At 68.4% G+C, this 26,364-nt stretch carries 22 protein-coding genes; 11 read left to right on the forward strand and 11 right to left on the reverse strand.

Going from position 1 to position 26,364, the window contains the following annotated elements:
- Positions 1 to 211 precede the first annotated feature (211 nt).
- The 3 genes from acnA to BM345_RS24405 are packed head-to-tail and all read left to right on the forward strand — an operon-like array spanning position 212 to position 4,530.
- Entirely contained in the window at positions 212 to 2,851 is a 2,640-nt protein-coding gene (gene acnA / locus BM345_RS24395; protein WP_093385109.1) for an aconitate hydratase AcnA, read from the forward strand.
- 26 nt (positions 2,852 to 2,877) lie between these two features.
- Positions 2,878 to 3,774: a GntR family transcriptional regulator gene (locus tag BM345_RS24400; protein ID WP_093384903.1), complete on the forward strand. Its 897-nt coding sequence runs from the start codon at positions 2,878 to 2,880 to the stop codon at positions 3,772 to 3,774.
- A 9-nt stretch (positions 3,775 to 3,783) separates the two neighbouring features.
- A complete protein-coding gene (locus tag BM345_RS24405; protein WP_093384906.1) occupies positions 3,784 to 4,530 on the forward strand; it encodes an ABC transporter substrate-binding protein in 747 nt (248 codons plus the stop codon).
- Positions 4,531 to 4,970: 440 nt separating this feature from the next.
- Here the strand turns inward: BM345_RS24405 and BM345_RS24410 are convergent, their stop codons facing one another.
- Positions 4,971 to 5,255, reverse strand: coding sequence for a helix-turn-helix domain-containing protein (locus BM345_RS24410; protein WP_093384908.1), 285 nt, complete (start codon positions 5,253 to 5,255; stop codon positions 4,971 to 4,973).
- 90 nt (positions 5,256 to 5,345) lie between these two features.
- Here BM345_RS24410 and BM345_RS24415 point away from each other — a divergent pair, with 90 nt between their 5' ends.
- The 6 genes from BM345_RS24415 to BM345_RS24440 all read left to right on the forward strand — a co-directional run bounded on the left by BM345_RS24415 (position 5,346) and on the right by BM345_RS24440 (position 11,737).
- Complete coding sequence (locus tag BM345_RS24415) at positions 5,346 to 5,768, forward strand: hypothetical protein (protein WP_093384910.1); 423 nt, start codon at positions 5,346 to 5,348, stop codon at positions 5,766 to 5,768.
- A gap of 260 nt (positions 5,769 to 6,028) precedes the next feature.
- A complete protein-coding gene (locus tag BM345_RS24420) occupies positions 6,029 to 7,153 on the forward strand; it encodes a sugar ABC transporter substrate-binding protein (protein ID WP_093384913.1) in 1,125 nt (374 codons plus the stop codon).
- Positions 7,154 to 7,184: 31 nt separating this feature from the next.
- Entirely contained in the window at positions 7,185 to 8,768 is a 1,584-nt protein-coding gene (locus tag BM345_RS24425; protein ID WP_217654029.1) for a sugar ABC transporter ATP-binding protein, read from the forward strand.
- A complete protein-coding gene (locus tag BM345_RS24430; protein WP_093384916.1) occupies positions 8,765 to 9,784 on the forward strand; it encodes an ABC transporter permease in 1,020 nt (339 codons plus the stop codon). Before BM345_RS24425 ends, BM345_RS24430 begins: the two co-directional genes overlap by 4 nt.
- Positions 9,781 to 10,767, forward strand: coding sequence for an ABC transporter permease (locus BM345_RS24435; protein ID WP_368086503.1), 987 nt, complete (start codon positions 9,781 to 9,783; stop codon positions 10,765 to 10,767). The genes BM345_RS24430 and BM345_RS24435 overlap by 4 nt, the downstream gene beginning before the upstream one ends.
- 67 nt (positions 10,768 to 10,834) lie before the next feature.
- Positions 10,835 to 11,737, forward strand: a complete 903-nt coding sequence (locus tag BM345_RS24440; RefSeq protein ID WP_254789989.1) for an SMP-30/gluconolactonase/LRE family protein — start codon at positions 10,835 to 10,837, stop codon at positions 11,735 to 11,737.
- A 34-nt stretch (positions 11,738 to 11,771) separates the two neighbouring features.
- Here BM345_RS24440 and BM345_RS24445 read toward each other — a convergent pair whose 3' ends face one another.
- The 3 genes from BM345_RS24445 to BM345_RS24455 are packed head-to-tail and all read right to left on the reverse strand — an operon-like array spanning position 11,772 to position 15,549.
- Positions 11,772 to 12,992 (reverse strand): phospholipase A, encoded by a 1,221-nt coding sequence (locus tag BM345_RS24445; RefSeq protein ID WP_093384921.1) that lies wholly within the window; start codon positions 12,990 to 12,992, stop codon positions 11,772 to 11,774.
- Positions 12,993 to 13,006: 14 nt separating this feature from the next.
- Positions 13,007 to 13,450 carry a hypothetical protein gene (locus BM345_RS24450; protein WP_093384924.1) on the reverse strand — a complete coding sequence of 148 codons (444 nt, stop codon included), beginning with the start codon at positions 13,448 to 13,450 and terminating at the stop codon, positions 13,007 to 13,009.
- Positions 13,447 to 15,549, reverse strand: a complete 2,103-nt coding sequence (locus BM345_RS24455; protein WP_093384926.1) for an ATP-dependent helicase — start codon at positions 15,547 to 15,549, stop codon at positions 13,447 to 13,449. Before BM345_RS24455 ends, BM345_RS24450 begins: the two co-directional genes overlap by 4 nt.
- 104 nt (positions 15,550 to 15,653) lie before the next feature.
- Here BM345_RS24455 and BM345_RS24460 point away from each other — a divergent pair, with 104 nt between their 5' ends.
- Complete coding sequence (locus tag BM345_RS24460) at positions 15,654 to 16,625, forward strand: AEC family transporter (protein WP_093384929.1); 972 nt, start codon at positions 15,654 to 15,656, stop codon at positions 16,623 to 16,625.
- 22 nt (positions 16,626 to 16,647) lie between these two features.
- On the opposite strand, the gene BM345_RS24465 is transcribed toward BM345_RS24460, so the two are convergent.
- Complete coding sequence (locus BM345_RS24465; RefSeq protein ID WP_093385116.1) at positions 16,648 to 17,223, reverse strand: hypothetical protein; 576 nt, start codon at positions 17,221 to 17,223, stop codon at positions 16,648 to 16,650.
- A gap of 282 nt (positions 17,224 to 17,505) precedes the next feature.
- On the opposite strand from BM345_RS24465, the gene BM345_RS24470 reads away from it, so the two are divergent.
- On the forward strand, positions 17,506 to 17,712 hold the full coding sequence (locus tag BM345_RS24470; protein ID WP_093384932.1) for a hypothetical protein: 207 nt from the start codon (positions 17,506 to 17,508) through the stop codon (positions 17,710 to 17,712).
- A gap of 155 nt (positions 17,713 to 17,867) precedes the next feature.
- On the opposite strand, the gene BM345_RS24475 is transcribed toward BM345_RS24470, so the two are convergent.
- The 6 genes from BM345_RS24475 to BM345_RS24500 form a co-directional block, all read right to left on the reverse strand.
- Positions 17,868 to 18,791 (reverse strand): hypothetical protein, encoded by a 924-nt coding sequence (locus BM345_RS24475; RefSeq protein ID WP_093385119.1) that lies wholly within the window; start codon positions 18,789 to 18,791, stop codon positions 17,868 to 17,870.
- Between the two features lie 45 nt (positions 18,792 to 18,836).
- The gene (gene priA / locus BM345_RS24480; RefSeq protein WP_175545134.1) at positions 18,837 to 20,960 is read right to left on the reverse strand and encodes a replication restart helicase PriA; all 2,124 of its coding nucleotides are present in this window, start codon (positions 20,958 to 20,960) and stop codon (positions 18,837 to 18,839) included.
- 376 nt (positions 20,961 to 21,336) lie between these two features.
- Positions 21,337 to 22,440: a uroporphyrinogen decarboxylase gene (gene hemE, locus BM345_RS24485; protein ID WP_093384935.1), complete on the reverse strand. Its 1,104-nt coding sequence runs from the start codon at positions 22,438 to 22,440 to the stop codon at positions 21,337 to 21,339.
- 34 nt (positions 22,441 to 22,474) lie between these two features.
- A complete protein-coding gene (locus BM345_RS24490; RefSeq protein ID WP_093384938.1) occupies positions 22,475 to 23,170 on the reverse strand; it encodes a thioredoxin family protein in 696 nt (231 codons plus the stop codon).
- Positions 23,171 to 23,286: 116 nt separating this feature from the next.
- The gene (locus BM345_RS24495) at positions 23,287 to 25,500 is read right to left on the reverse strand and encodes a protein-disulfide reductase DsbD family protein (protein WP_093384941.1); all 2,214 of its coding nucleotides are present in this window, start codon (positions 25,498 to 25,500) and stop codon (positions 23,287 to 23,289) included.
- A 23-nt stretch (positions 25,501 to 25,523) separates the two neighbouring features.
- Positions 25,524 to 26,297, reverse strand: coding sequence for an alanyl-tRNA editing protein (locus BM345_RS24500; protein WP_093384944.1), 774 nt, complete (start codon positions 26,295 to 26,297; stop codon positions 25,524 to 25,526).
- Between the last annotated feature and the right edge of the window lie 67 nt (positions 26,298 to 26,364).

A 26,364-nucleotide genomic window follows, 5' to 3' on the forward strand; every position in this document is an offset into this window, starting at 1 on the left:
ACCACGGCCGGGCCTGTCAGCGTCAGCCCAAGGCCGACGCCGCACTGCTGCAGCGCGCGGCGCCTGCTGGGCAGCGCCTGCGCGACCTTGTTTCGCGAGATGTCAGAAGTCACTGGGAGGGCTCATTGCCGGGCGCAGTGCGGCGCCGCGGAGGAATCTGAGGGTTTGCACTGGTTTGCATTTTATGAACGGCAAATGCAAAATCCAAATCATGGAAAACACTGAGATGCCTCCCAGGCTTGGCTTGAAGGTGGGCGGCAGGGGCTATCAGGCGGTCAACCTTGCCCGCCTGGCAGGAGCGCGTCTGGATCGCTTGCCCGTGGTGTTGCGGCTGCTGCTGGAAAACGTGGCGCGCAACATGCGCGGCGAAGAACGGCATGCGGCCATCGAGGCCTTGCTGGCGTGGGCGGACCACGGCACCAGCGATGCCGAGGTGGCGTTCCAGCCCGGCCGCGTGCTGATGCACGACACGACCAGCACACCGGCGCTGGTGGACCTGGCCGCCATGCGCAGCACGCTGGCCGAGGCAGGCATCGACCCTGCGCTGCTCAACTCCAGCCTTCCCGTGGACGTCTCGGTGGACCACTCGCTGGCGGTGGAAGCTTTCGGCCGCCCCGATGCGCCTGAGCGCAACATGGCGTTCGAGATCCGCCGCAATGCCGAGCGCTACGGCTTCCTGCGCTGGGCGTCCAAGGTCCTCAAGGGCGTGCGCATCAATCCGCCGGGGACGGGGATCATGCACACCATCAACCTGGAGCAGCTCGCCACCGTCGTCACCACGCAGGAGCGCGACGGTGCCCACTGGCTGGTACCGGACATGATGATCGGCACCGACAGCCACACCCCCATGGTCAACGGCATCGGCGTGCTGGGCTGGGGCGTCGGCGGCCTGGAAGCGCAGACGGTGATGTTCGGCATGCCCACCATGCTGCGCATCCCCGACGTGATCGGCGTGCGCCTCTCGGGCCGCCTGCGGCCCGGGGTGCTCGCCACCGATCTGGCGCTGACGGTCACCAGCAGATTGCGCGCCACCGGCGTCTCCGGTGAGTTCGTCGAGTTCTTCGGGCCGGGCGTGGCGGCGCTCAGTGCGGGCGACCGCTGCGTGGTCGCCAACATGGCACCCGAATACGGGGCGACCACCGGCTTCTTTCCCGTGGACGAGCACACCCTCGCCTACCTTCGGGGCACGGGCCGAAGCGCCGAGGCGGTCGAGAGGGTGCGCGTGCTCACGCAGGCGACCGGCCTCTGGTTCGATCCCTCGGCCAGCCCCCGCTACACGCGCAGCATCGAGATCGACCTGGATGCCGTGCAGATGCACGTGGCCGGCCCGCGCCGCCCGCAGGACCTACATGGCTACGGCGACACGGCCGCACAACTCCGCGCCCTGGGCTTCCAACCCAAGGCGCCGGCTGCTGGCGGCATGCCCAGGCATCCGGTGGCGATTGCTGCGATCACCAGCTGCACCAACACCTCGGACCCTCGCCTACTGATCGCCGCCGGGCTCGTCGCCCGCAAGGCGCGGGCCCTCGGCCTGAAGGCGCCGTCGTGGGTGAAGACGTCCACGGGGCCGGGCTCTCCTGCGGCCGCTGCCTATCTGCTGAGGGCGGGGCTCACGGAAGATCTGGCCGCTGTCGGGTTTGACATCGTGGGCTACGGCTGCACCACCTGCATCGGAAATTCGGGGCAACTGCTGCCGCAGGTGCAGGCGGCGATGGCAGCCGAAGCGATCCATCCGGTGGCCATGCTCTCGGGCAACCGCAACTTTCCGGGCCGAGTGCACCCGGACCTGGATCTCGGGTTCCTGATGTCTCCGCCCCTGGTTATCGCTTTCGGGTTGGCCGGCGACGCGGAGAAGGATTTCCGCACCGACCCGGTCCAGATCACAGCGGCGGGCCAGCCAATTTTCCTGAAGGACCTGTGGCCGACGCCCGAGGAGATCGACGCCTGCCTAGCTGCCTCCCAGGACCCGGCCGACTACCGCCGCGCCTTCACGCTGGCCTCCCAGAACCCCCTGTGGCACCAGCTGCCCGCCCCCGATTCGGCGCTCTATCCCTGGGATGAAAAATCCACCGCGCTGCGGCGCCCGCCCTTTGCCGCCATGGACGAGGGCAGCCTGCTGGGCAACTACACCGCCTACCCGCTGCTGGTGGTGGGCGACGACATCACCACCGACCACATCTCGCCGGCCAGCGCCATCCCCCGCAACAGCATGGTGGCCGACTTCCTGGTCGAGCGCGGCGACGACCGCGACGACCTGAACGTCTTCGCCTCGCGCCGCGGCAACTGGGAAGTGATGGTGCGCGGGGCCTTCCACAGCAAGACGCTGAAGAACCTGCTGGCACCGGGCGTGCCGGTGGCCCACACCATCCATGCGCCCAGCGGCGATGTCATGCCCCTGTACGACGCGGCGCGCCGCCATGCGGGCGACGGCGAGGCCGTGGTGCTCGTGGCCGGCGAGCGCTACGGCACGGGGTCTTCGCGCGACTGGGCCGCCAAGGGCCAGCGCCTGCTGGGCATCCGCGCCGTGCTGGCCAACAGCTTCGAGCGCATCCACCGCTCCAACCTCATCGGCATGGGGATCCTGCCGCTGAAGTTCCCGGCCGGCATCACCCCCGCTTCCCTGGACCTGGTCCCTGGCGACCGGATCTCGGTCGATGCGAAGCCCCAGGACATCTCGCCGCGCTGCACCGTCGAAGTCCGGGTTCTGCGCGCCGATGGAAGGAGCGAAGCGCTCTCGGCGACGGCGGCCGTGGAGACCCAGCTCGAAGTCGACCTGCTGCGCAAGGGCGGCGTGATCCCCTCCACCCTCCGGCGCATGGTGGCCGAGCACGGCAAGCCGGCGCAGCCATGACCGAGTTGAATGGACAATTCAGGCCCATGCGGCCCGAACAACCCATCACCACCCAGATCATCGACCTGATCAAGGCCGAGGCCATGCCCGTGGGCAGCCACCTGCCGGCCCAATTGCTCGCGGACCGGCTGCGGGTGTCCCGCTCGCCGATCAACGACGCCCTGTCGCTGCTGGCGGAGAAAGGCGTGCTCAAGCGCGAGCCCAATCGCGGCTACTTCCTTGCCCAGACGGTCGACTCGACGGCCAAGGACTTCGCGGAGAAGCTGGGCATCGACGAGACGGACGTCATCACCGAGGTGTACTTCCGCATCGCCGACGACCGCCTGCGCGGCCTGCTGCCGGCCGAGTTCACCGAGACCCTGATCAAGCAGCGCTACAACCTCACGCCTGCCCAGCTCAACGGCGTGCTGGGCCGCATCGCCAACGAAGGCTGGGCGGAGAAGAAGCCGGGCTACGGCTGGATCTTCTCTTCCATGCTCACGACCGCGGACAGCCTGCTGCAGTCCTACCGGCTTCGTTTGGCGCTCGAGCCTGCGGCGCTGCTGGAGCCGAACTACCGGCTTGCGCCCGAGGTGATCGCGCGCTGCCGCGCGGCCGAAAAGCACCTGCTGGACGGTGGCATCGAGACCGACAGCGCCGACGCGCTGCACGAGCGCGGGGTGCGCTTCCACGAATCGCTTGTCGAGGGCTCGGGAAACGCCTTCTTCATCGACACCATCCGGCGCGTCAACCGCGTGCGCCGCCTGCTGTCCTACCGCTCGATGCAGAACCGCACGCGCTACAAGGAGCACTGCAAGCAGCACCTGCAGCTGCTGGACCTGCTGGAGCGCGAGCGCAACGAAGAGGCGGCCGAGGCCATGCGCGAACACTTGAGGATCACGTTGCGCAACCACACGAAGATCCGCGAGATCCTGACCCCCTGAGCCCCTTCCATGCCTGTTTCTCCGGACATCGTCAAAGCTTTCACGCCCACCGGCGTGCTTCGCGCCTCCATCAACCTCGGGAACCCGATCCTCGCGAATTGGAATCCGCAGACGGCGGCGGTGGGTGGCGTCTCGGTGGACCTGGCCCGGGCCTTCGCCAGCCACTTGGGCGTGGCCGTGGAACTGGTGGTTTTCGACGCTGCCGGCAAGTCCGTGGAGGCCGTCACCGCCGAGCAGGCCGACATCGGATTCTTCGCCATCGACCCGCTTCGCGGCCAGGGCATCCGCTTCACCGCGCCCTATGTGCTGATCGAAGGCGCGTACCTGGTACGCAGCGACTCGCCCCTGCAAGACAACGAGGAAGTCGACCGTGCGGGCACGCGGGTCACCGTGGGCAAGGGCAGCGCCTACGACCTTTATCTCACGCGCGCGATGAAGGCCGCGTCCATCGAGCGGGCGCCCACCTCCCCTGCCGTGGTGGACACCTTCCTGGAGCAGGGCTCGGACGTGGCCGCGGGCGTGAAGCAGCAACTCGAGGCCGACGCCCGGCGCCTGGGCGGGCTTCGCTTGCTGCCCGGTCGCTTCATGTTGATCCAGCAGGCCATGGGCACGCCGGCCAGCCGCGGCCCGGGCGCGGAGCAGGCCCTGAAGGACTTCGTCGAGGAATGCAAGCGCAATGGCTTCGTGGCCGAAGCCTTAGCCCGGCATGGCATCCAGGGCGCCGCGGTGGCGCCGCCCGCAAGAGCTGCACAGTAGGCCGCCACTCTCGAAGCGCCCGCGCTCGCCCACACATGCGTCGGCATGCCGGAAACGCGGCGAGGCCCTTTTAGGAGGTTAGCCAAGTGTCCGATCAGGACGAGCAGGGGCCAAAGTGCCTGAGCTCGATCGTTGACTGCTTAGCCCTCAGAAATCGGCCCTTTCGACCGGGCCGCTTCTACGTCCGCAAGGGGCCCATTTGGGACACTTCCCGCAGTTTCCGTAATCCGATCTCGGCTAGTCTACTTAAGTGCAGGGGAGAGCCGTCCCTGCTGAATTCAAGTCTGTGAAAGTCGGCGACCAGGGAGTCTGAGCCAGTCACCGGCTTCGCGAGCGCTACGCGCCGCGTAGAAGCTCCCTCGGCCCGGTTGAAAGGCCCGCGACTTGGCACCAGCGTTCAACGGGCGCCGACGCCGCGCCAACGTCGCCTTCCCGAGAATTCATCCACTCAACCGGCTCGCTCTACGGTTTCCACCAAGCACCGGCAGCAGTTCCCTCCCAATCTGCTCCACCAACGCGGCCGGTGACACCCCCAGTGCCTGGCACACCGTGACGAAGTCGATCACATCCAGGTTCCGCTCCCCGTTTTCGTACTTCGACACATAGGACTGCGGCCGTCCGAGCCGCTCGCCGACCTGCATCTGCGTCAGCCCCGCCGCCTTGCGCGCAGCCACCAGCAGCCGCTGGAGCTTGCGGTATTCAGACGAGGACAGAGTGCGCGGCACTTCCCCAGCGTGAATCCTGATTCGGAATAACCCGAATCAGGATCGACACTCCGCGCCACACAAACTGCAAGCGACAGGGAGGAGGAGGTGATGCGCTTTCTGAACAAGTTCCGAGCGGCCGAGGCCATCGCGCTCGCGGCAGAACTCATCGACAGGAATCTGCAGCTTCTTGCAGGCGCCAATCCGATCGCAGTCGGTTCAAAGGGGAAGGGTGCTGCACTGGTCATGGATCTGTGGCGCACGATCCCGAAGGTCGCCGATGGTCCGGAAAAGCCGGCGCCGGTCCTGCTTGCGGCGGGCGCGCTGGCCAAGGCGATCCGCGAGTCGGAACTCGATGGCGACGGGCAGAAGTGCGACGTGTTGCACGGCACCCTGCAACTGCTATGGATCTCCGACCTGGGTCGGTCGCTCGACGCCAGGCGCCTCAGCGGAATCGACAAACGCCTCTTCGACTCGGCACTTTCGGTCCTGCGTCTGTCTTGGTTGTCGAAGCTGGAAATGCGGCCCGATTGATCCCCGACCACGGGCGCATTCCACTCGCATCTGTCACGCTGCCGGCCTGCTTCTCTCAGGCGGCGCCGCCCCGCTATCCGAGCAGAACACTCCGTAACCAAGTGTTCATCACAACACACTATTGACAAACGAATTTGTATGATGATCGGGCAACTTGTCATGGGCGCAGGGCAGGTTGCAGATGGGGATGTGCGCCGATCCGCCCTCGTCGCGGCGCTGTCCGCGCTCCGTGGGTTCGTCACCAACGACAGGAGACAACAATGAGCCTTCGCACTGGCATTGCGGCCGCGGTTGCGGCATGTCTGGCCTCTTTCGCAGCCTCGGCCGCCGGTCCTTCGGTCGTCAAGGGCCCCGGCGAGAACCCGGCCTGCTTCAAGCCCTGGGACGCCAACACCAAGTACTTCCAGTGGCCGGCCAAGAAGGGCCCCTATCGCATTGCCCTGGCCAACGGCTTCGTTGGCAACACCTGGCGCATCCAGATGATCAAGATGGCCAAGGCCTATGCGGCCACGCCCGAGATCAAGCCGCAGATCAAGGAGTTCAAGATCGTCTCCACCGGCACCGACGTAGCGGCGCAGATCGCGGCCATCGACAACTTCATCAACTCGGGCTACGACGCCATCGTGACCATCGCGGTCAACCCCACCGCCTTCGCGCCGGTGATCAAGCGCGCCAACGCGGCCGGCGTGGTGCTGGTGCCCTTCGACAACGTGCTCGACAGCACCGACGTGATGATGGTGAATGAAGACCAGCTGGCCATGGGTGTGCAGTCGGGCGAATGGGTGGTGAAGAACATCCCGGCCAAGAGCGGCAAGTTGCTGGAAGTGCGCGGCGTGCCGGGCAACTCGGTGGACCGCGACCGGCACCTGGGCTTCCGCAAGGTCGTCGAGTCGCCGGGCAACAAGTTCGAGGTGGTCGAGGTGGTGGGCAACTGGGACGACGGCACCGCGCAGAAGGTGGTGGCCGACGCGCTGGCAGTGCACAAGAACTTCGACGGCATGTTCGTCCAGGGCGGCTCCACCGGCGCGGTGCGCGCACTCATCGACGCGAAGCACAAGATGATTCCTGTGGCGGGCGAGGCCGAGAACGGCTTCCGCAAGCTGTGCGCCGAGCGCGCCAAGGACGGGTTGCTGTGCGCCTCGCTCGGCCAGTCGCCGGGCCTGGTGGCCATCTCGATGAAGGCGGCCCTCTCGGCGCTGGAAGGCAAGGTCATGCCGCAGATGATCTCGGTGCCCATCCCCATGGCAGCGCACCCCGACTTCAAGGCGGGCGAGAACTACTTCCCCGACCTTACCGACAACTTCTTCACCACCAACGACTTCCCGCCCTGTGGCGTGAACCTGAAGGCCATCGACATCATGTCGAAGGACGAGAAGAACAGCTGAACAACAGGAAGCAAGAAGAAGCCGATCGGGCGTGCGCGTGGATCCGCAGCAGCAACCCCTTCTTCAGCTGGTCGACGTCTCCAAGCGCTATGGCGGCGTGCGCGCGCTCGAGGGCGCGCAGTTCGCCTGCGCGCCGGGGCGCATCCACGCGCTGCTGGGCGAGAACGGCGCGGGCAAGTCCACGCTGATCAAGATCATGGCCGGCGTGGTGCAGCCCGATGCGGGCCGCATCCTGCTGGAAGGGCAGGCGCGCCGCTTCGCGCACCCGCAGGACGCGGTGGCCGCGGGCATCGCCTGCATCTTCCAGGAGCTGTCGCTCATGCCCGAGCTGAGCGTGGCCGACAACATCTGCATCACCAACCCGCCGCGCCGCTTCGGGCCTTTCATCGACCGCAAGGCGCAGCGGCGCATCGCCGAGGCGGCACTGGCCCGCGCGGGCGCGGAGGACATCCATCCGCTGGCGCCCGTGGGCAGTCTTTCGCTCTCGCGCCGGCAGATGGTGGAGATCGCCAAGGCCCTGGCGCGCTCGCCCAAGATCCTCATCCTTGACGAGGCCACCTCGGCGCTTACCGCCGCCGACGTGGAGCGGGTGCAGGCGCTGCTCAAGCGCCTGCGCGGCGAGGGCATGGCCATCGTCTACATCTCGCACCGTATGAAGGAGATCGCGGCGCTGGCGGATGACTGTTCGGTGTTCCGCAATGGCCGCCACGTCGCCACCTTCCCCGCCGGCAGCCGCAGCCATGCGCAGACGGTGGAGATGATGATCGGGCGCGACATCGCCCATGCCTTCCCGCCCAAGTCGCAGGTGGCCGATACGGCTGCCAACGATGCAGCGGCGCCCGCGCTGGAAGTACGTGGCCTGTCGTGGAATGACCGCCTGCACGATATCGACCTGCAGCTGCGCCCCGGCGAGATCGTGGGCCTGGGCGGGCTCGACGGCCAGGGCCAGCGCGAGTTCTTCCTCGCCCTGTTCGGCGTGCTGCGCGGCGTGAGCGGCGAGCTGCAGCTGTCGGGCCGCCCGGCCTCGGTGAAGAGCCCCCGCCGCGCCAAGGCTGCGCGCATCGGCATCGCGCTGGTGCCGGAAGACCGCAAGACCGATGGCCTGATGCTGCCCATGTCGGTGAAGGACAACCTCAGCTTCGCGGCGCTGGAAAGCCTGTCGCGCGGCGGCGTGGTGAGCCGTGCCCGCGAGTCGCAGGCGGTGGCCGAGATGGTGCGCAGGCTGTCGATCAAGGCGCCGGCGCTGGACGATCCGGTGGGCCAGCTCTCGGGCGGCAACCAGCAGAAGGTGGTGATCGCCAAGTGGCTGATGAACGCGCCGCGCATCGTGCTGCTCAACGACCCCACGCGCGGCATCGACGTGGGCACCAAGCAGGAGATCTACGTGCTGCTGCGCCAGCTGGCGCAGGAGGGCGCTGCGGTGCTGCTGTATTCCACCGACTACGCCGAACTCATCGGTTGCTGCGACCGCGTGGCCGTGTTCTACGACGGGCGCATCGTGCGCTGGCTGGCCGGCGAGGCGCTGACCGAGCACGCACTGGTGGCCAGCGCCCTCAACCTCGGCGACGAGTCGACGACGGCAACGAACCAAGTGCAAGAGGAGGAAAGCGCATGAACGACAAGCCCGCCACGCAGCGGACAACCGACTGGCTTCCCGACTGGCGCTACCGCCTGCACGAGCAGCGCGGCACCTGGGCGGCGGTGGCGATGTTCGTGCTGATCTTCACGCTCTACATCGCCAAGCATCCCTCGGGGCTCACGGTGCCGGTGCTCGTCACGGCGACCAACAAGGGCGTGCTGCTGGCCGTCGTGGCCATGGCGCAGACGCTGCCGGTGCTCACCTCGGGCATCGACCTGTCGGTGGGCATGGTGTTCGTGCTGGCCAACTGCCTGGCCTCGCACCTGGTGGTGGGCACGCCGGCGCAGGCGGCCTTCGGCGTGGTGGTGGTGCTGGCGGTGGGCTCGCTGTGCGGCTTCATCAACGGCGCGATCATCGTGTGGGGGCGGCTGCAGCCCATCATCACCACGCTGGCCACCGGCACGATCTACTTCGGCATCGCGCTGGGCCTGCGGCCGGTGCCCGGCGGCGACGTCAACGCGGAGCTGGCCGATGCGCTCACCGGCGCGCTGCCCGGCGGTGTGCCGGCGATGGTGGTGGTGCTCGTGGCCGTGATCCTGCTGGTGTGGCTGCCCTACCGGCGCTCGGCGCTGGGACGCGCCGCGCTGGCCATCGGCTCGGCCGAGGGCGCGGCCTACATGTCGGGCGTGGACATCGGCCGCACCAAGCTGCTCACGTACACGCTGGCCGGGCTGCTGGCGGCCATCGGCGGGGTGCTGCTCACCTTCGTCACCTACTCGGGCGAGGCCTCCTCGGCCATCGGCGGGGTTTACACGCTCAACTCGATCGCGGCGGTGGTCATCGGCGGCACCTCACTGGCTGGCGGGGCGGGCAGCGCCATCGGCTCGGTGTTCGGCGCGATGGTGCTGCGCACCATCGGCGACCTGCTCTTCGTGTTTGATTTGGAGCCGCTGTGGCAGCCACTGTTCCAGGGGCTGATCCTGCTGACGGCGGTGAGCCTGGGTGCGGTGCAGTTGCTCAAGGTGAGCAACCGGCTCGAACTCTTCAAGTGAGCAAGGCGCACGCCATGCAGGCCCTGGTGCTGCGGCTTCGCCAATCGGGGCACCTGCCGGTGCTGGCGGCGGCGGCCTGCACGCTGGCGTTGCTGCTGCTGGGCAGCCTCTATTCGAAAAACTTCCTGTCGGCGCAGTACCTGCTGCAGCAGCTGCAGATTGCGTCCTTCCTCGGCATCGTCGCCACCGGCGCCATGCTGGTGATCCTGCTGGGCGGCATCGATCTGTCGGTGCCCTGGGTGGTGACGGTGGGCGGCGTGATGTCCGCGGCGGCGGCCGGCTGGTGGGGCAGCACGGGCGAGATGCTGGCCATTCCCTTCGGCATCGCCTGCGGCTGCCTGTTCGGCGCCATCAATGGCATCGGCGTGGCCTATCTGCGCGTGCCTTCGATGATCTTCACACTGGGCATGAACGCGGTGGCGCAGGGGCTGATCGTGGTGCAGACCGGCGGCTTCGCGCCGCAGGACCGGTCTACGCCCGCCATGCATGTGCTGGCCACGGGGCGCGCACTGCTGGGCATTCCCAATGCGCTGCTGGTGTGGTTGATGGTGGGGGCGTGCACCGTGTTCCTGCTGCATCGAACCACGCTGGGGCGCGCCATCTACGCCGTGGGCAACCGCGAGCGGGCGGCCTACCTGTCGGGGGTGGACACGCGTCGCGTCACTTTCCTGTGCTTCCTGATCGCGGGCGGCTGCTCGGCCGCCACCGGCGTGCTGCTCACCGGCTATGCCACCAAGGCCTACCAGGCGATGGGCGATGCCTACCTGTTGCCCGCCATTGCCGCCGTGGTGCTGGGCGGCACGCATATCCTCGGCGGGCGAGGCTCGTACCTGGGCACGGTGGTCGGCGTGCTGCTCATCACGCTGCTGCAGTCCATCCTGTCGGTGATGCAGATTCCGGAGATGGGGCGGCAGGTGATCTACGGCGTGGTCATCATCTCGATGCTGCTGGTCTACGGGCGTGGCCAGCGGCTGGCACAGTAGCGACAACAACAGATCAGAAGAAAGGACGGAGACCTTGGCCCTCGACCCCAGCCCCACCACCTTCGAGGTGCGCGATGCGCGCTTTCGCAAGCTCTTCTTCGGCAATGCGCACCTGGAGAAGCTCTACACCGGCTGCCGCTGGGCCGAAGGGCCGGTGTGGTTCGCGGCAGGCCGCTACCTGCTGTGGTCCGACATTCCCAACGACCGCATGCTGCGCTGGGACGAGTGCGACGGCTCGGTCGCAGTATTCCGCCAGCCGGCCATGAACACCAACGGCCACACGGTGGACCACGAGGGCCGGCTGGTGTCCTGCGAGCACCGCGGCCGCTGCGTCTCGCGCACAGAGCACGACGGCAGCCGGCGGGTGTTGGCCTCGCACGTCGAGGGCAAGCGCCTCAGTTCGCCCAACGACCTGGTGGTGAAGTCCGACGGCAGCATCTGGTTCACCGACCCGAGCTACGGCATCGACAGCGACTACGAAGGCGACGCCTCGCCCAACGAGATCGGCGCCCAGTGCGTCTACCGCATCGCGCCCGACCTGGCCAGCGTGCGCCGCGTAGCCGAGGGCTTCGTGCAGCCCAACGGCATTGCCTTCTCGCCCGACGAGCGGCTGCTCTACGTGGCCGACACCGGCGCCACGCACGTGGACAACGGGCCGCGCCACATCCGTCGCTTCACCGTTGGCGCGGACGGCGCGAGCGTGCAGGGCGGCGAGGTGTTCGCCGACTGCGAGGCGGGGCTCTTCGACGGCTTTCGCATCGACGTGCACGGCAACCTGTGGACCAGTGCCGGCGACGGCGTGCACTGCTTCGCGCCCGACGGCACGCTGCTGGGCAAGGTGCGCGTGCCCGAGGTGGTGGCCAACGTGTGCTTCGGCGGGCAGAAGCTCAATAGGCTTTTCATCTGCGGCACGACCTCGCTGTACTCGGTGTACCTGAACACGCGGGGGGCGGTGCGGCCGGCGGGTTGATGGGCGCGCAACAAGGTCGCCAGCCCTCGGCAGCTCAGAAGTCCACCAGCCGCAGCCCCACGCCGAACACCGTGCGGCTGCGGTTGTAGTCCACCAGCGTGTCGCCATACCCGTGGAAGATCTGCGCCACGAAGCGCAGGTTGGTGGTGGCCGGGTCCCCGATGGCGCGGGTGTATTCCAGGCGCTGCGAGCCCTTGCCCCAGGTGCGCCAGGTCAGGCCGATGGCGTTCTTCGCGTCCGGATACCACCAGCCCGACAGCTCGACGCGGCCGATGTAGTCGGTGATGTCGGGGTTGTCGTCGTTCTCCGGGTCCTCGCTGATGCGCTTCCACGCGCGGGCGTTGAACACGAAGCGGTTGTCAAGTTCGATGCCGCCCATCAGGTAGATGCGGTTCCAACTGCGCGAGTACGGGTCGCTCTGGCCGTTGGACTGGTGTGCGATGCCGGCGCCCGCGTAGCGCCAGCGCCAGCCGCCGGGCAGCTTCAGGTCGGTCGGATAGACATACATCATCTCCGGCTCGTGGTCGGTGGTGCGGAAGGGCCGAGACAGCTCGGAGTTGAACACTTGCCAGGTCGACTGCTGCGTGTAGCCGAACCACAGCGAATCCTTGCGCGTCGGGTCGGCGCCGGTGAGCAGGCCCTGGGCAACCTTGGTGCGCAGCGACAGGTTCAACCGCATCTCGCCCGGCTGGTAGTCCTGCGGCGTGCCGGTGTGGTTGGGCGCGGGCGAGGTGGGCGTCTGCGGACGGTCGGTGGCCATCGCGAAAGTGACGTCGATCGGGCGGTAGCCGCGAAGACCGAAGGTGCCGCAGCTGGTGCCGTCTTCCAGTTCCCAGAAGCGCGACAAGGTGGAGTACTGCCGGTCGCGACAGGCATCGCCGCTGGCCTCGACGATGCGTGTGACGGGCTGGCTCGCATCCACCGGGATCGGGTTCGCCTCGGCCGAGGCAGCGTTCGCCGATGCGGCCGATGTCGCTGGCGCGCTGACCACCGGCGGCGGCGTGGACCGCGCTGCGGCCGGCGCGGCCGTGGTGCCGGCGGAGGGCTGGAGCATCTGCCGGTTCGACCAGCGGTCGAAGCAATTCAGGCGCGCGTCCTTGTCACCGGTGATGCGCTGGCACTGCTGCCAGCCCAGGTCTTCGGACGATGCGTCCTGCGCCTGCGCTCTGGCGGGTGTCACGGAAAGAATGAGAAAGGCGCAGCTCGTGGCCAACAGGCCAGCTGCCGCCACGTCGCCGCGGAGGCTGGTTTGCATAGGGGTCGGGTTCCTTATCGCCAGCTGCCGGATCGGTGCAGGACGAAGTCGTGGCTGCTGTCGTCGGACGAGCGATACCAGGTGCCTTTGAATTCCTTGCCGCAGGTGCCGGGCACCAGCGCGCCGGACCAGCTGGCGCTGATCGACTTGCCGTCCTGCGACTCGTCCAGCGCGAGCTGGCCATCAGGGTCGATGTCGCCCGCCAGTTGCGCGGGCGGCTGCCCGGCGCGCTTCAGCGTGCCGCGAAAGCCGTCGTATTCGGGGTGGCGCTCCAGCACCATCGTGGCGATGCCGGCCTGGCCCTCGATGCGCGCCTCCCAGCTGCCATAGAAGGACTGGGTCGGTATGTCTCGTGCGTTCTCGGGGCAGGCGGCAGCCGGCTTGTCCTGCGCCCATGCCGCGGGCACGGCGAGGAAGCAGGACGCCAGGGCGGCGACCAGGAGATGCCGCCGCGTCATGGTTGGTTGGGCGCCGCGGGGGGCGTGGCAGAGGAGGCGGCCGTCGCGGCGGCGGTGTCCGCCGCGCGCTTGGCGAACTCGGCGCGCAGCGCCTTGAGCTTCTCGCGCGGGTCTTCCCGCACCGTGGCCTTGTCCAGCGCCATCTCGGCGATGAAGCGGCTGGGCTGCGCGGCCACCATCTCGCGGCCCTTCTTGCGCCGCTTGGTCCAGCTCACCGCGAGGGTACGCTGGGCGCGGGTGATGCCCACGTACATCAGGCGGCGCTCTTCCTGCAGCCGCTCCAGCGTGTTCTCGGCCACCTTTTCCTGCCGGCCCTCGTCGTCGTCGAGCTTGAAGGGCAGCAGGCCTTCGTTCACACCCACCAGCATCACGTGCGGCCACTCCAGGCCCTTGGAGGCATGCAGGGTAGAGAGGGTGACCACGTTCTGGTCCTGCTCGCGCTCGCTGATGGTGGACAGCAGCGAGATGGTCTGCGCGACTTCCATCAGGCTCTTCTGCTCGCGGTCGGCCGCGGTGACGCCGGCCGCGTCGTCGATCTGGCCGCCGCAGCGTTGCGACATCCAGTCGCAGAACTCCAGCACGTTCGTCCAGCGGCTGGCCGCGGCCTGCTCGCTGTCCTCGCCGTCGTAAAGGTGCTTCTCGTATTCGATTTCCTTGAGCCAGGTGGTGAGGAAGGCGAGTGCGTTCTCGGCGCCCATGGTTTGGCGGGCGCGGTATTCCAGGTCGTTGATGTAGCGGCCGAACTCGAGCAGGCCGTCCAGCGCGCGCTTGTTCATCACGCTGGGCAGGGACGCGCTGAACAGCGACTCGAACAGGCTCAGCTTGTACTGAGTGGCGAACACGCCCAGGCTCTGCAGCGTGGTGTGGCCGATGCCGCGCTTGGGCGTGGTCACGGCGCGCAGGAACGCCGGGTCGTCGTCGTTGTTGACCCACAGCCGGAACCAGCCGCACAGGTCCTTGATCTCGGCGCGGTCGAAGAAGCTCTGGCCGCCCGAGACCTTGTAGGGAATCTGCGCCTTGCGCAGCGCCTGCTCGAAGACCCGGGCCTGGTGGTTGGCGCGGTAGAGGATGGCGAAGTCGCGGAATTCCTTGTGCTGCGAGCTCTCGCGCAGGCTGGTGATGCGGGCGGCCACGCGTTCGGCCTCGTGCTGCTCGTTGTCGCAGTCGACCACGCGCACCGGCTCGCCCGCGCCCAGTTCGCTGAACAGCGTCTTGGGAAAGAGCTTGGGGTTGGGGCCGATCACGTTGTTGGCCGCGTCCAGGATGGCGCTGGTGCTGCGGTAGTTCTGCTCCAGCTTCACCACCTTGAGCTCGGGGAAGTCGATGGGCAGCTTGCGCAGGTTGTCCAGCGTGGCGCCGCGCCAGCCGTAGATGGACTGGTCGTCGTCGCCCACCGCGGTAAAGCGCCCGCGCTCGCCCACCAGGGCCTTGAGCACCTCGTACTGGGTGGCGTTGGTGTCCTGGTATTCGTCCACCAGCACGTGGCCCAGGGCGGCCTGCCACTTGTTGCGCACTTCCTCATGCTCGGCCAGCAGCTTGAGCGGCATGCCGATGAGGTCGTCGAAGTCCACGCTCTGGTAGGCCACCAGGCGTTCCTCGTAGCGCGCCATGATGCGGGCGCAGATGCGCTCGCTGTCGTCCGCCGCCTGCGCCTCGGCCTGGGCCGCGTTCAGGCCCATGTTCTTCCACTTGCTGATGGTCCACTGCCAGATGCGTGCGGTGGCCGCGTCGGTGGTGCCGCCGGCGTCCTTCAGGATGCGGATGATGTCGTCCGAATCGAGGATGCTGAACTGGCGCTTCAGGCCCAGCACCTCGCCGTCCTCGCGCATCATGCGCACGCCCAGGGCGTGGAAGGTGCAGATCACCACCTTGCGCGCGTCCTTGCCGATCAGCCCCTTGGCCCGCTCGCGCATCTCGGCCGCCGCCTTGTTGGTGAAGGTGATGGCTGCGATGCGCTCGGGCGCCAGGCCGGCCTGGATCAGCCGGGCCACCTTCATCGTGATCACCCGCGTCTTGCCCGAGCCCGCGCCGGCCAGCACGAGGCAGGGCCCGTGCATGTAATTGACAGCTTCCTGTTGCGAAAGATTGAGGCCGGACATGGAAAAGACGGGAACGCGCGAAGCAGGGGATGGGAGTCCGGTCAATCATACGGGGGGCGCTTTTCGCATGACGAAGGGGCCGGGCGGCGACAATCCGCCTCCTCGTGCTGCAGATCTTCCTCGTCACCATCCCCTTCTTTGCACTGGTTGCCGCCGGCTACGTGGCCGCCCGCAGCCGCGTGCTGCCGCTGGAGGCCATTCCGGGGCTCAACGCCTTCGTCCTGTACTTCGCTCTGCCCTGCATGCTGTACCGCTTCGGGGCCAACACGCCCATCGCGCAGCTGCTGGACGGCAGCGTGGCGTTGGTCTGGGGCCTGTGCGGGCTGGCCACGGTGGCCGCGGTGGTGGCCTTCAGCCGCAACGAGCGCATCCGCTGGAACGACGCTTCCTTCGGGGCGCTGGTTGCGGCGTTCCCCAATACCGGCTTCATGGGCGTGCCGCTGCTCACCGCCATCCTGGGCACGCAGGTGGCCGGGCCGGTGATCATCACCATCACCTTCGACATGGTGGTGACCTCCTCGCTGTGCATCGCGCTCTCGCGGCTGGACGCCGCCGGATCGCACGGTGCCGCGCAGGCCATGCGCAAGGCGCTGGCGGGCGTGCTGCGCAACCCGATGCCGTGGTCCATCCTGCTGGGCGGCGTGGCCTCGGCCGCGAGCTACGAGCTGCCCGGTCCGGTGGACCGCACGGTGACCATGCTGGGCGACGCCGCCTCGCCGGTGGCTCTGTTCACCATCGGCGCGGTGCTGGCGCGCTCGGCCATGCTCGCGGCGCATGCCCGCGGCCGCGCGCCCGTGCGCGACGTGCTGCCAGTGGTGCTGGTCAAGCTGGTGGTGCATCCGCTGCTCGTGTGCGCGGTGGCGCTGGCGGCGCGCGCCATGGGCCTGCCCCTGAGCCTGCCGGCCTGCGTGGCGCTGGTGCTGGTGGCGGCGCTGCCGAGCGCGAGCAATGTCTCCATGCTGGCGGAGCGCTTCGGTGCGGACAACGGCCGCATCGCACGCATCATCCTGTGGACGACGGCGGCGGCCTTCTTCACCTTCCCGCTGGTGGTGGGCCAGGCGGAGCGCCTGCGTTGACCGGACGCGCTGGCGCGCAGGCTCAGTCGGAGATCACGCCCAGCTTGCGCGGGTCGGCATCCGCCAGCAGTTCGCAGCGGGTGAAATCCCGGCCCTGCGAGCCGTCGCAGTAGTAGGTGTTGTAGACGCGGCCGAAGAGGGTGGGGCTGGCCACGAAGAGCACGCCGTGCTCGGGCCGCCACTTTTCCTTGGGCGGCGCGTCGGTGGCGTCCACCATTTCGCCGTCCTGCGGGGGTTCGGTGAACTCGGCCAGGGTCCGGTAGGACTCCTCGCCGCGCCAGCGCGATGCCAGCTCGGCCGGTTTGGGCCGCGTGCCCACCGGGATCAGCAGGGCGTTGACCTGCTCGCCCTCGCCGAAGCGATGCACCTTGCCTGCCAGATAGGCGTAGGCGCAGGCCGCATGGCACTGGCCGATCACCTCGGTGTTGACGCCGGTCTCCCGGATGGCCTGCGCGTAGAGGCCGGCCGCCTCGGCAGTGCCGCCCATCGAATCGACGAAGACCACCGTCTGCACGTTGCCACGGCGCAGGTTCTCGACGAAGACCTGCACCGCGCTGCCGTCGAGCATGCCCTCCACCAGCAAGCGGCGGCCCTCCATGGAAATTTCCGCCGGCTGCACCGCGACACCGGTGCCGACGAATACCAAGCCCAAGCAGAGTCTGTGCAGGGTTCTCATTTTTCTCCCCATCAGGCTGGACAAATGCGTACCAATTCCCTGGCTCGAAGCTCGCAGTGTGCAGCCAGGACGTCAACTGCTGTTTCACTATCTTGCGCCTGGGCCAACGTCCCCACCTTCGACCGGGTCGGCTCTAGAGCTTTAGGCTAGTTCTAAGGTACTCAAAATCACTTAGAGTGGGGTTCAATGAACGGGAGCTTCTCCATGACAACACTTTTTCGACTCGTGTTGTGGGCCGTCTGGTGCGGCGCCATGGGCTGGCTGTGGTCGGCCCAGATGATGGGCGCGGGCATGGCCCTCACGGCCGGCGCGCTTGGCCTGGGCCTGTTTGCATGGCCCGGCAGCACCACCCGCCGGCGACGCGGCGGCGAGCTGCGCTACGTCGAGATGGCCAAGCAGCCTATCAGTTAGCCTCCCCGGCTACTCACTTCGCTTCGCTTCGCTGCGTGTAGTTCGCCACTCCAGAGGAGGGGACCGCAGCTGCGGCCCGGCGGAGCCGGCTCCGCGGTGCGTCGCTGATACCGGCCGCGCGAACGTCGGGCCGTTTCGCTCAACCGCTGCAATGGCTAGTTGCCGCCTTCCTTCATGCGGCGGTACTCGTTGCGCTTCATGGTGATGTAGTCGTTGCGCTCGACCTCGTGCAGCTGCTTGGCGTACTGCTCGGTCGCATCGAACCAGCTGGCGAAACGCTTGTCCTGCTCGGGCGCGGTGGGGAAGTCGAGGAAGGAATCGATCGCCAGGTAGTAGCGCATGGTGTTGCGCTCCACCACGCCGCGCACGCCGCCGATGTACTGCGCGCTGCCGTCCCCTTCCTTGCCGGTGGCGGTGAAGCCCACCTTGTCGCTGCCCAGCGTGGCCAGGTAGGCCTGCATGGCCAGCCGCGCCGCGGTGCCGTAGGCATAGGAGTAGCTCAGGTGGATGAACGACTTGCCGGCGTCGATGGGCGTGGCGGTCAGCTCGATGCGGTAGTTGCGCGTGGAGAGCGGTCCTTCGTCGGCGCTCAGCCGGGCATCCAGGTAGTCGGACGTGGCGGCGGCCAGCCGGTAGTTGAACTTGACGACCTGCGCGTCGGACAGCGGCTGGTCGAACTTGCGGCCCAGCGCCACCGACAGCACGGCATTGCCGCCCTCGTTCTTCACCAGGCATTGCTTGGTGTTGAGGTGCAGCATCAGCACTTCGCACCAGTTGGCGCCGCTCTTGAGGCCGTCGCGCACACGCTCGAAGGGATGGTCCACCACCGCGTAGATGTCGCCGGCCAGCCTGCTGGAGCTCTCGGTGGATTCCAGCGAGATGCGCCGCTTGAAGGGGTTGTTCGCCAGTTGCGGCTGCAGGGACTGGTACTTGGCCTTCAGCGTCGCGGCCCCGTCGCCACCACCCGCGGCGGGCTCGGCCGGTGCCTGCGTCTGCGCCTGCGCGCCGAGCGCCAGCATGAAAGCGAACAGCAGGCCGGCGCCCAGGCGCCGCGCGAAGGGTTGGGTGGGGTGCTTCATGGTGGCCGACACGATAGTCCTAAGCCCCCATGAACGCCAGTGCAATCAGATGGCCTGCGGGTCCACGTCCACCAGCCAGCGCACCACGCCCTTGCCCGCCGGCCCCTGGCGCAGCTCATGCAGGATGGGCACGCAGCCCGCCAGGTACTTCTGCAGGGCGGCGCGCGAGCCGCTCTCGATGAGCATCTGCGCCCGCTCCACGTTGGCCACGCGCTGGATGGTGAGGGGCACCGCCGGAAAGCCGCTCACCTGCGCCGCCTCTGGCAGCGATGCCGCGCGCTCGGCCGCCGCCTGCAGGAAGGCCTGCGCCACTTCCTGTGTGCGCGCGTCCGCCCGCAGCAGCGCCTGGAAGGCGAAGGGCGGCATCCCGGCGGCGCGGCGCTCGTCCAGTTCCTGTGCGGCGAAGGCCGGGTAGTCGTGCCGGCGCAGTGCGCCGAACAGCGGGTGCTGCGGATGGTGCGTCTGTATCCACATCTGCGCTGCGCTGCCCTGGGCCGCCACGTAGGCGGCATCGCGCCCGGCTCGGCCCGCCGCCTGCATCAGAAGGCTGAACAGGCGCTCGGGCGCGCGGAAGTCGCTGGAGAACAGCGCGCCGTCCGGGTTGAGCGCAGCCACCAGCGTGATGCGGCGGAAGTCGTGGCCCTTGGCAATCATCTGCGTGCCCACCAGGATGTCGACCTCGCCCGAATGCACGGCGGCCAGCTGTTCCTGGAGCGCGCCCTGCTTGCGCGTGCTGTCGGCATCAATGCGCGCGATGCGCACTGCCTTGCCATCGGGCCGTTTCACGTCTGCGAATAGCTCGGCCAGGTGCTCCTCCAGCCGCTCGGTGCCGCGACCGATGGGCGCGATGTCCAGGTTGCCGCAGCCCGGGCAGGCGCGCGGCACGCGCTCGGCGAAGCCGCAGTGGTGGCAGCGCAGGCTGCGGTCGATCTTGTGGAAGACGCGGTAGGCGCTGCAGTGCGGGCATTCACTCTTCCAGCCGCAGTCGCCGCAGCCCAGCACCGGGGCGTAGCCGCGCCGGTTGAGGAAGACCATGCTCTGCTCGCCACGCGCGACGCGCTGGCCGATGGCGTCCAGCAGGGCGGCCGAGAGCACGGTCTTGGCCGGCTGCAGGTTCATGTCGACCAGCTTCACTGCGGGCAGCGCGCCTTCCGCGTCGCCGCCCTGGGCCCGGATGCGCGAGGGCATCTCCAGCCGGGTGTAGCGCCCGGCGGCTTCCCCGGCAGTGGCCGGGCGGCTCTGATGCCAGCTTTCCAACGAAGGGGTGGCCGAGCCGAGGATCACCTTGGCCTCCTCGCGCCGGCCGCGCCACACCGCCAGGTCGCGCGCCGAGTAGCGGGCGCCTTCCTGCTGCTTGTAGCTGGGATCGTGCTCCTCGTCGACGACGATGAGCCGCAGGCGCGGCATCGAGGCGAACACCGCCATGCGGGTGCCCAGCACGATCCGGGCGGTGCCATGGTGCGCTGCCAGCCAGCTGGCCAGGCGCTGCGGATTGGTCATGCCGCTGTGCATGGAGACCACGGCGCCGGCGCCGAAGCGCTCGGCGAAGCGCGCCTCAAGCTGGGGCGTGAGGTTGATCTCCGGAACCATCACCATTGCCTGGGCCTGCGGGTCGCCTTCCAGCAGATCGGCCACCGCGCGCAGGTAGACCTCGGTCTTGCCGCTTCCGGTGCTGCCGAACAGCAGGAAGGGGCCGGGCTCCGCGGCGATGCGCTCCAGCGCCTGCGCCTGCTCGGCGGTGGGGGTGGGCACGTCCCCGCGCCCGGCCGGTGCTGCGGCCGTGTCGCCTTCCGCGGCGCGCCGCTTCAGCCGCCGCGCCAGCTGCACCGTGCTCAGGTCGCGCAGCTGGGGCGGCAGGGCGGCCAGCGCCACTTCGCCCAGCGAGCGCTGGTAGTAGCGGGCGGCAAATCCCACCAGCTCGCGCCAGGCTGCGCTTACGGGCGGCAGAGCTTCCAGGGCCGCGGCAATCTCGCGCAGCGCCACGCGTTCGGCCTCCGGTGCGGGGGCCGCCGCCTCGGCCGACCAGACCACCCCCAGCACCTCCCGCCGGCCCAGCGGAACCCGCACCAGCGTGCCGGCCGCCAGCGGCTCGGGGCTGGCGTAGCTCAGCAGGTCGCCCAGGGCGCTGTGCGCCGGGGTTTGCAGCGCAATCTCAAGGCGCCAGGTCATGGGGGTGCAAGGTGCGAACGATTCTTAAAAATGCTTGTAAGAAGATGGACTAAGCCCTTGATCTGATTGTGTTTTGCACACCGTCCAGAGTTTTTGTGGATAACTTTGTTGATATTGGGCCTCGATGCGCCCCCAAGCCCCGAAAAATCAAGGCCCGAGCTGGATTGCCTTCAAAAAGGGCAAAGTTCAAAGCATATATAAATCAACAACTTAGCCGCGCTATCGGTTTAGGAGCAAGGACACGAAGCGGCGCTGGGCAATGGCGCGCCGCAGCAAGATCTTTGTGCATAAGTCAGTCGGTCCTTACCTTTTCGGTCTTGACAAAGGCAGATCCGGCCCTCCCGGCTTACAACCGGCAACACTGCGTGAGTGGTCGCTATGCCCGCAGGGCACGCGACTGGCTGTGCACCGCTTCCACCAGGGCAGCCACGTGCTCGGGCGGCGTGTACTGGCTGATGCCGTGCCCCAGGTTGAAGATGTGCGTCGGGCCGCTTTGCGATACCTCCGCGTGCGGCTTTCCGAAACTTGCGAGCACCTTGCCCACCTCTTCGGCGATGGCCTTGGGGGGCGCAAACAACACATTCGGGTCAATATTTCCCTGCAGCGCCTTGCCCTGCGGACCTTCGCCCACGCGGCGGCGGGCTTCGCCCAGGTTCACCGTCCAGTCCAGGCCCAGCACCTCGCAGTCGAGCTGGCGCATGTCGTCCAGCCACAGGCCGCCGCCCTTGGTGAAGACGATGCGCGGCACCGGCTGGCCGTCCGCTCCCTGGCGCTTGAGCTGCTTCAGCACGCGGGCGGTGTAGGCCAGGCTGAACTCCTGGAAGGCGCCGTCGGCCAGCACGCCGCCCCAGCTGTCGAAGACCATGACCGCCTGGGCGCCGGCGTCGATCTGGGCATTCAGGTAGGCGGCCACCGAGTCGGCGTTGACCGCCAGCACCCGGTGCATCAGGTCGGGGCGGCCGTAGAGCATGGACTTCACCAGGCGGTAGTCGCTGGAGCCAGCGCCTTCCACCATGTAGCAGGCCAGCGTCCAGGGGCTGCCCGAGAAGCCGATCAGCGGCACGCGGCCGTCCAGCGCCCGGCGGATGGAGGCGACGGCGTCGAAGACGTAGCGCAGCTTGTCCATGTCGGGCACGGCCAGCGCCTTGACGGCGACCTCGTCGCGCAAGGGCCTGGCGAAGCGCGGGCCTTCGCCCGCCTCGAAGGACAGGCCCAGGCCCATGGCGTCGGGCACGGTGAGGATGTCCGAGAACAGGATGGCCGCGTCCAGCGGAAAGCGTGCCAGCGGCTGCAGGGTGACTTCGGTTGCGTAGTCCACGTTGGTGGCCAGGCCCATGAAGCTGCCGGCCTTGGCGCGCGTGGCCACGTATTCGGGCAGGTAGCGCCCGGCCTGGCGCATCAGCCACAGGGGGGTGTAGTCGGTGGCCTGGCGCCAGCAGGCGCGCAGGAAAGTGTCGTTCTTCAGCGGAGCAAAAGCCATCCTGCGATTGTCGCAGGCGGGTTGCCAGGCTGGCTCAGGCGGCCTTGTACTTGATGGAGCAGCCGTACGCGCGCGTGGTGGCGGCCGAGATCGGCTTGCCGCCGTAGGCTTCGCCCAGCGCCTGGTTCACGTAGTTGGTGGCGGCCTTGATGTCGTCCTGCCGCGCCGAGGCGATGCTGTCGATGCCGCCGGCATACACCAGCACGCCCTTGGGATCGATGATGAACATGTGCGGCGTGGTGCGCGCACCGTAGGCCTGGCCGATGGCGCCGTCGGGGTCCATCAGGGTGGCGGTGGGAGCGGCCTTGCGCTCCTTGAGCCAGTTGTCCAATGCCACCGGCTGCAGGTAGTCGGAGGACTCACGCTCGGTGGAGTTGATCGACAGCCACACCACGCCCTTGGCCGTGGCCGACTTCTGCGTGGCCGGCATGTTGCCGCTGTTGTAGTGCTTCTGCACGAAGGGGCAGCCGGGGTTGGTCCATTCGAGCACCACGTACTTGCCCGCGAAGTCCGACAGCTTGTGCTGCTGACCCTTGGTGTCCACTGCCACGAAATCGGGCGCGGGCTGGCCTACGCCCGGTGCCGCATGGGCAGCGCTGCCCATCAGCAGCGTGGCGCCCAGGGCCACGGCGGCCGTCATGATGGCGCGGCGCGAGGCTCGGGTGAGGGCGGCGCGGGCCTGGCGGGCGGCGCGAAGGGATCGGTCCGCGGAGGAGGAAAGCTTCGACATCTGAGATTCGACTCCTTCGAAAATTCAATTGCCGCGAGAGCTTAGACCGGTTTTTTGAAGTCCCTGCTACAACCAGTAAGTGCCCATGGTCAAGCGCTGCCCGACTTCTCTCTTGCTCACAAGCCGGCCAGGGCGGCGTCGAGTTCATCCTTGCGCAGAATCTCGCTCAGCACCACCGGGGACTTGCCCGGAGCCTGCAGCACGTAGACCGGCACGCCGCTGCGGCCCAGGGCGGTGATCGCGGCGGTGATGGCCTGGTCGCGCCGGGTCCAGTCGGCGCGCAGCAGCGCCACGTTCCTGGCCTTGAACTGCGCCAGCACCTCGGCGTCGGCCAGCGTGGTCTTCTTGTTGTACTGGCAGGTGACGCACCAGGCCGCGGTGAAATCCACGAACACCGGGCGGCCTTCGGCATGCAGCTGCGCCACGCGCTGGGTGGACCAGGGCTGCCAGCGGTCCTGTGCGCCGGCCACCGCGGGAGCCGCGGGCGTGCCCTGCACGATGTTGCCGCCGATGCTGCCGGCCAGCAGGGCAGTGAAGACCAGCAGCACCGAGGCGATCACCATGCGCGAGCGGCCGCGCAGCGTGAAGGACCAGACCAGCGCCGACAGGCACACCAGCAGCGCCAGCAGCGCGCCGGCGCCGTCGATGCCGCTTTGCTGCCCCAGCACCCACACCAGCCAGGCCACGGTGGCGAACATCGGGAAGGCCAATAGGCGCTGCAGCGTCTGCATCCAGGGGCCGGGCCGCGGCAGCAGGCGCGCCACGGCCGGGATGAAGCCTGCCAGCAGGTAGGGCAGCGCCAGGCCCAAGCCCAGGGCCGCGAACAGCAGCATGGCCTGCGCGGCCGGCAGCGTGATGGCGAAGCCCAGCGAGGCGCCCATGAAAGGTGCGGTGCAGGGCGAGGCGATGACCACCGCCAGCACGCCCGAGAGGAAGTCATTGACCAGCGGCCGGCTGGACTGCGCCCCGCACAGGGCGGCCGGCGCCACGCGGCCGAACTCGAAGACGCCCGCCAGGTTCAGGCCGATCAGCGTGAACAGCGCCGCCAGGCCCGCCACCACGGCCGGCGACTGCAGCTGGAAACCCCAGCCCAGTTGCGCACCTGCGGCGCGCAGCGCCAGCATGGCGCCCGCCAGGGCCAGCAGCGAAATCATCACGCCGGCGGTGTAGGCCAGCGCGGCGCGCCGGTGGGCGCCGTGGTCGCCGGTCTGCCGGGCGAAGTTCAGCACCTTGATCGCCAGCACGGGGAACACGCAGGGCATCAGGTTGAGCAGCAGGCCGCCCAGCAGGGCGCCCACCAGCGCCATCGCCATGCTGCTGGCGGCGAACTGCGTAGTCATGGGCGCGGCGCGGGTTGCGTTCTCGTTGAGGGCCGCCTGCAGGGCCGCAGACACTTCCGCGCGGGCGGCGGGCGCGGACACGGTCGGCCACGTGCCCGACACGGGGGCCTCGACCCGCCAGGCCACCGGTTTCTCTCCGGCCCGGGGCTCGGCCAGGGCCAGCACCACCGGCATGGCCGCGGGGCTCTCGCTGCGCTGCTCGGCCAGCGGGTAGGTGGCGCTCCAGGTGCTGCCTTCCCAGGCCTGCGTCCAGTCGCGGCCGGACACGGCGGCGTTGTGCACCACCTCGCCGGTTTCCGGCAGGAATTCCAGCTTGCGCCCCTGGGCCGAGGCCGGCAGTCCGCCGATGCGCAGCTTGAGCTGCTGGCCCTCGACCTGGATCTGGCCCGACTGCGCAACGGCAGCGGGCTGCGCGTCGAAGGCGGCTTCGAAGGCGGATCGGTTCAGGGCCGTGGTGCCCTGCACCGGCACCTTGAGCGAGAAGCTGCCTTCCTCCGGGATGCACTCCTGCTTGCACACCAGCCAGGTAGCTTTCAGGCGCACGTCCAGGCTGGCGCCCCCGGTCAAAGACGTGGGCGCCTTGAAATCAGGGGAGACGGTGAGCGGCACCGGCAGCAGCACCGTGTCCTCGTAGCCGAAGTTGGCCAGGCTGCCCACCGGGATCTTGTGCGGCGTGGGCCAGGCGATCTCGCCGGCCGTGACGCCGGCCGGCAGCGTCCAGCTCAGCTCGGTGGGCAGGCCCGAATCGCCGGCGTTCTTCCAGTAGGTGTGCCACTGCGGCTGGTGCTGCAGCTGCAGGCCCACCCACACCTGCGCTCCGGGCGCGACGCCATCGGGCGCGTAGGCCATGAGTTCGGCTCGCACCCGCGGGGTGTTCACCACTGGCGAGGCCTGGCTGCCCGTCAACTGGGCGACCGCCGGCAGCGCGGCGGCGGCAGCGGCGATCAGGACGGACGCGCCTAGCGCCCGGCGAAGAAAGGAATACAGCATGCGCTGGGTCGGAGCGTGCGCGGTCACTGAAGTTCCGGCGCGCCCTCGGCGCCCCAGCCGAGCACCACACGGCGGGTGCGGGCGCTCTTCTTCTCGATCTTGCTGACCACGACGGGGCCGATCTCGCGGGTGTTGGCCACGTGGGTGCCACCGCAGGGCTGGAAGTCGACGTGCGCCTGGGCGCCGTCGCCGCCGATCCGGATGGTACGCACCTGGCCGGTGCCGCGGGGCGGCTGCACGCTCATGCTCTTGACCAGGGCCGGATTGGCGTCGAGATCGGCGTCGCTGATCGCGCCCACCAGCAGCGGATGTGCTTCTGCCACCAGGCGGGCCAGGCCGGCGCTCAAGGCGTCCTTGTCCAGCGCATCGGTCATGTGGAAGTCCAGCCGCGCGTACTCCGGCGTGATGGAGCAGCCGTCCACCGGTTGGGGCACCAGGTGGCACAGCAGGTGGGTGGCCGTGTGGAAGCGCATCAGCTTGTGCCGGCGTTCCCAGTCGATGCGTGCGGTCACGGTGTCGCCAACCTGCAGTTTTGCCAGGGTGGATTCCTGCCCCGGGGCCGGCACGTGCAGGATGTCCGCCGTGGGCTTGCCTTCCGCGTCCTTGGCCTTGCGGGTGTCGGCGATGGCAACGGCCAGACCGTCGGGGCCGTCCAGACTGCCGGCGTCGCCGGCTTGGCCGCCGCCCAGGGGATAGAACACCGTGCGGTCCAGCACGATGCCGTTTTCGTCGATACGCAACACCTTCGCCGCGCATTCGCGCAGGTAGGCATCGGAACGGAACAGATCCTCGGTCATGGAACAGGATGGTAGCGGGCTCTCTGTTTGGGCGCGCCGACGCGCCCAGGGGCTTCCTGCCGACAGG

The sequence above is a fragment of the Variovorax sp. OV329 genome (assembly GCF_900114785.1).
GTDB lineage: Bacteria > Pseudomonadota > Gammaproteobacteria > Burkholderiales > Burkholderiaceae_C > Variovorax.

Excerpts from the sequence above, each read along its gene's own strand:
- acnA (WP_093385109.1), top strand. The coding sequence starts at position 212 with ATGGAAAACACTGAGATGCCTCCCAGGCTTGGCTTGAAGGTGGGCGGC.
- BM345_RS24405 (WP_093384906.1), top strand. The coding sequence starts at position 3,784 with ATGCCTGTTTCTCCGGACATCGTCAAAGCTTTCACGCCCACCGGCGTG.
- BM345_RS24500 (WP_093384944.1), bottom strand. The coding sequence starts at position 26,297 with ATGACCGAGGATCTGTTCCGTTCCGATGCCTACCTGCGCGAATGCGCG.
- BM345_RS24400 (WP_093384903.1), top strand. The coding sequence starts at position 2,878 with ATGCGGCCCGAACAACCCATCACCACCCAGATCATCGACCTGATCAAG.
- BM345_RS24420 (WP_093384913.1), top strand. The coding sequence starts at position 6,029 with ATGAGCCTTCGCACTGGCATTGCGGCCGCGGTTGCGGCATGTCTGGCC.
- priA (WP_175545134.1), bottom strand. The coding sequence starts at position 20,960 with ATGACCTGGCGCCTTGAGATTGCGCTGCAAACCCCGGCGCACAGCGCC.
- BM345_RS24475 (WP_093385119.1), bottom strand. The coding sequence starts at position 18,791 with ATGAAGCACCCCACCCAACCCTTCGCGCGGCGCCTGGGCGCCGGCCTG.
- BM345_RS24470 (WP_093384932.1), top strand. The coding sequence starts at position 17,506 with ATGACAACACTTTTTCGACTCGTGTTGTGGGCCGTCTGGTGCGGCGCC.
- BM345_RS24465 (WP_093385116.1), bottom strand. The coding sequence starts at position 17,223 with ATGGAGGGCCGCCGCTTGCTGGTGGAGGGCATGCTCGACGGCAGCGCG.
- hemE (WP_093384935.1), bottom strand. The coding sequence starts at position 22,440 with ATGGCTTTTGCTCCGCTGAAGAACGACACTTTCCTGCGCGCCTGCTGG.
- BM345_RS24450 (WP_093384924.1), bottom strand. The coding sequence starts at position 13,450 with ATGACGCGGCGGCATCTCCTGGTCGCCGCCCTGGCGTCCTGCTTCCTC.
- BM345_RS24455 (WP_093384926.1), bottom strand. The coding sequence starts at position 15,549 with ATGTCCGGCCTCAATCTTTCGCAACAGGAAGCTGTCAATTACATGCAC.
- BM345_RS24445 (WP_093384921.1), bottom strand. The coding sequence starts at position 12,992 with ATGCAAACCAGCCTCCGCGGCGACGTGGCGGCAGCTGGCCTGTTGGCC.
- BM345_RS24415 (WP_093384910.1), top strand. The coding sequence starts at position 5,346 with ATGCGCTTTCTGAACAAGTTCCGAGCGGCCGAGGCCATCGCGCTCGCG.
- BM345_RS24430 (WP_093384916.1), top strand. The coding sequence starts at position 8,765 with ATGAACGACAAGCCCGCCACGCAGCGGACAACCGACTGGCTTCCCGAC.
- BM345_RS24490 (WP_093384938.1), bottom strand. The coding sequence starts at position 23,170 with ATGTCGAAGCTTTCCTCCTCCGCGGACCGATCCCTTCGCGCCGCCCGC.
- BM345_RS24495 (WP_093384941.1), bottom strand. The coding sequence starts at position 25,500 with ATGCTGTATTCCTTTCTTCGCCGGGCGCTAGGCGCGTCCGTCCTGATC.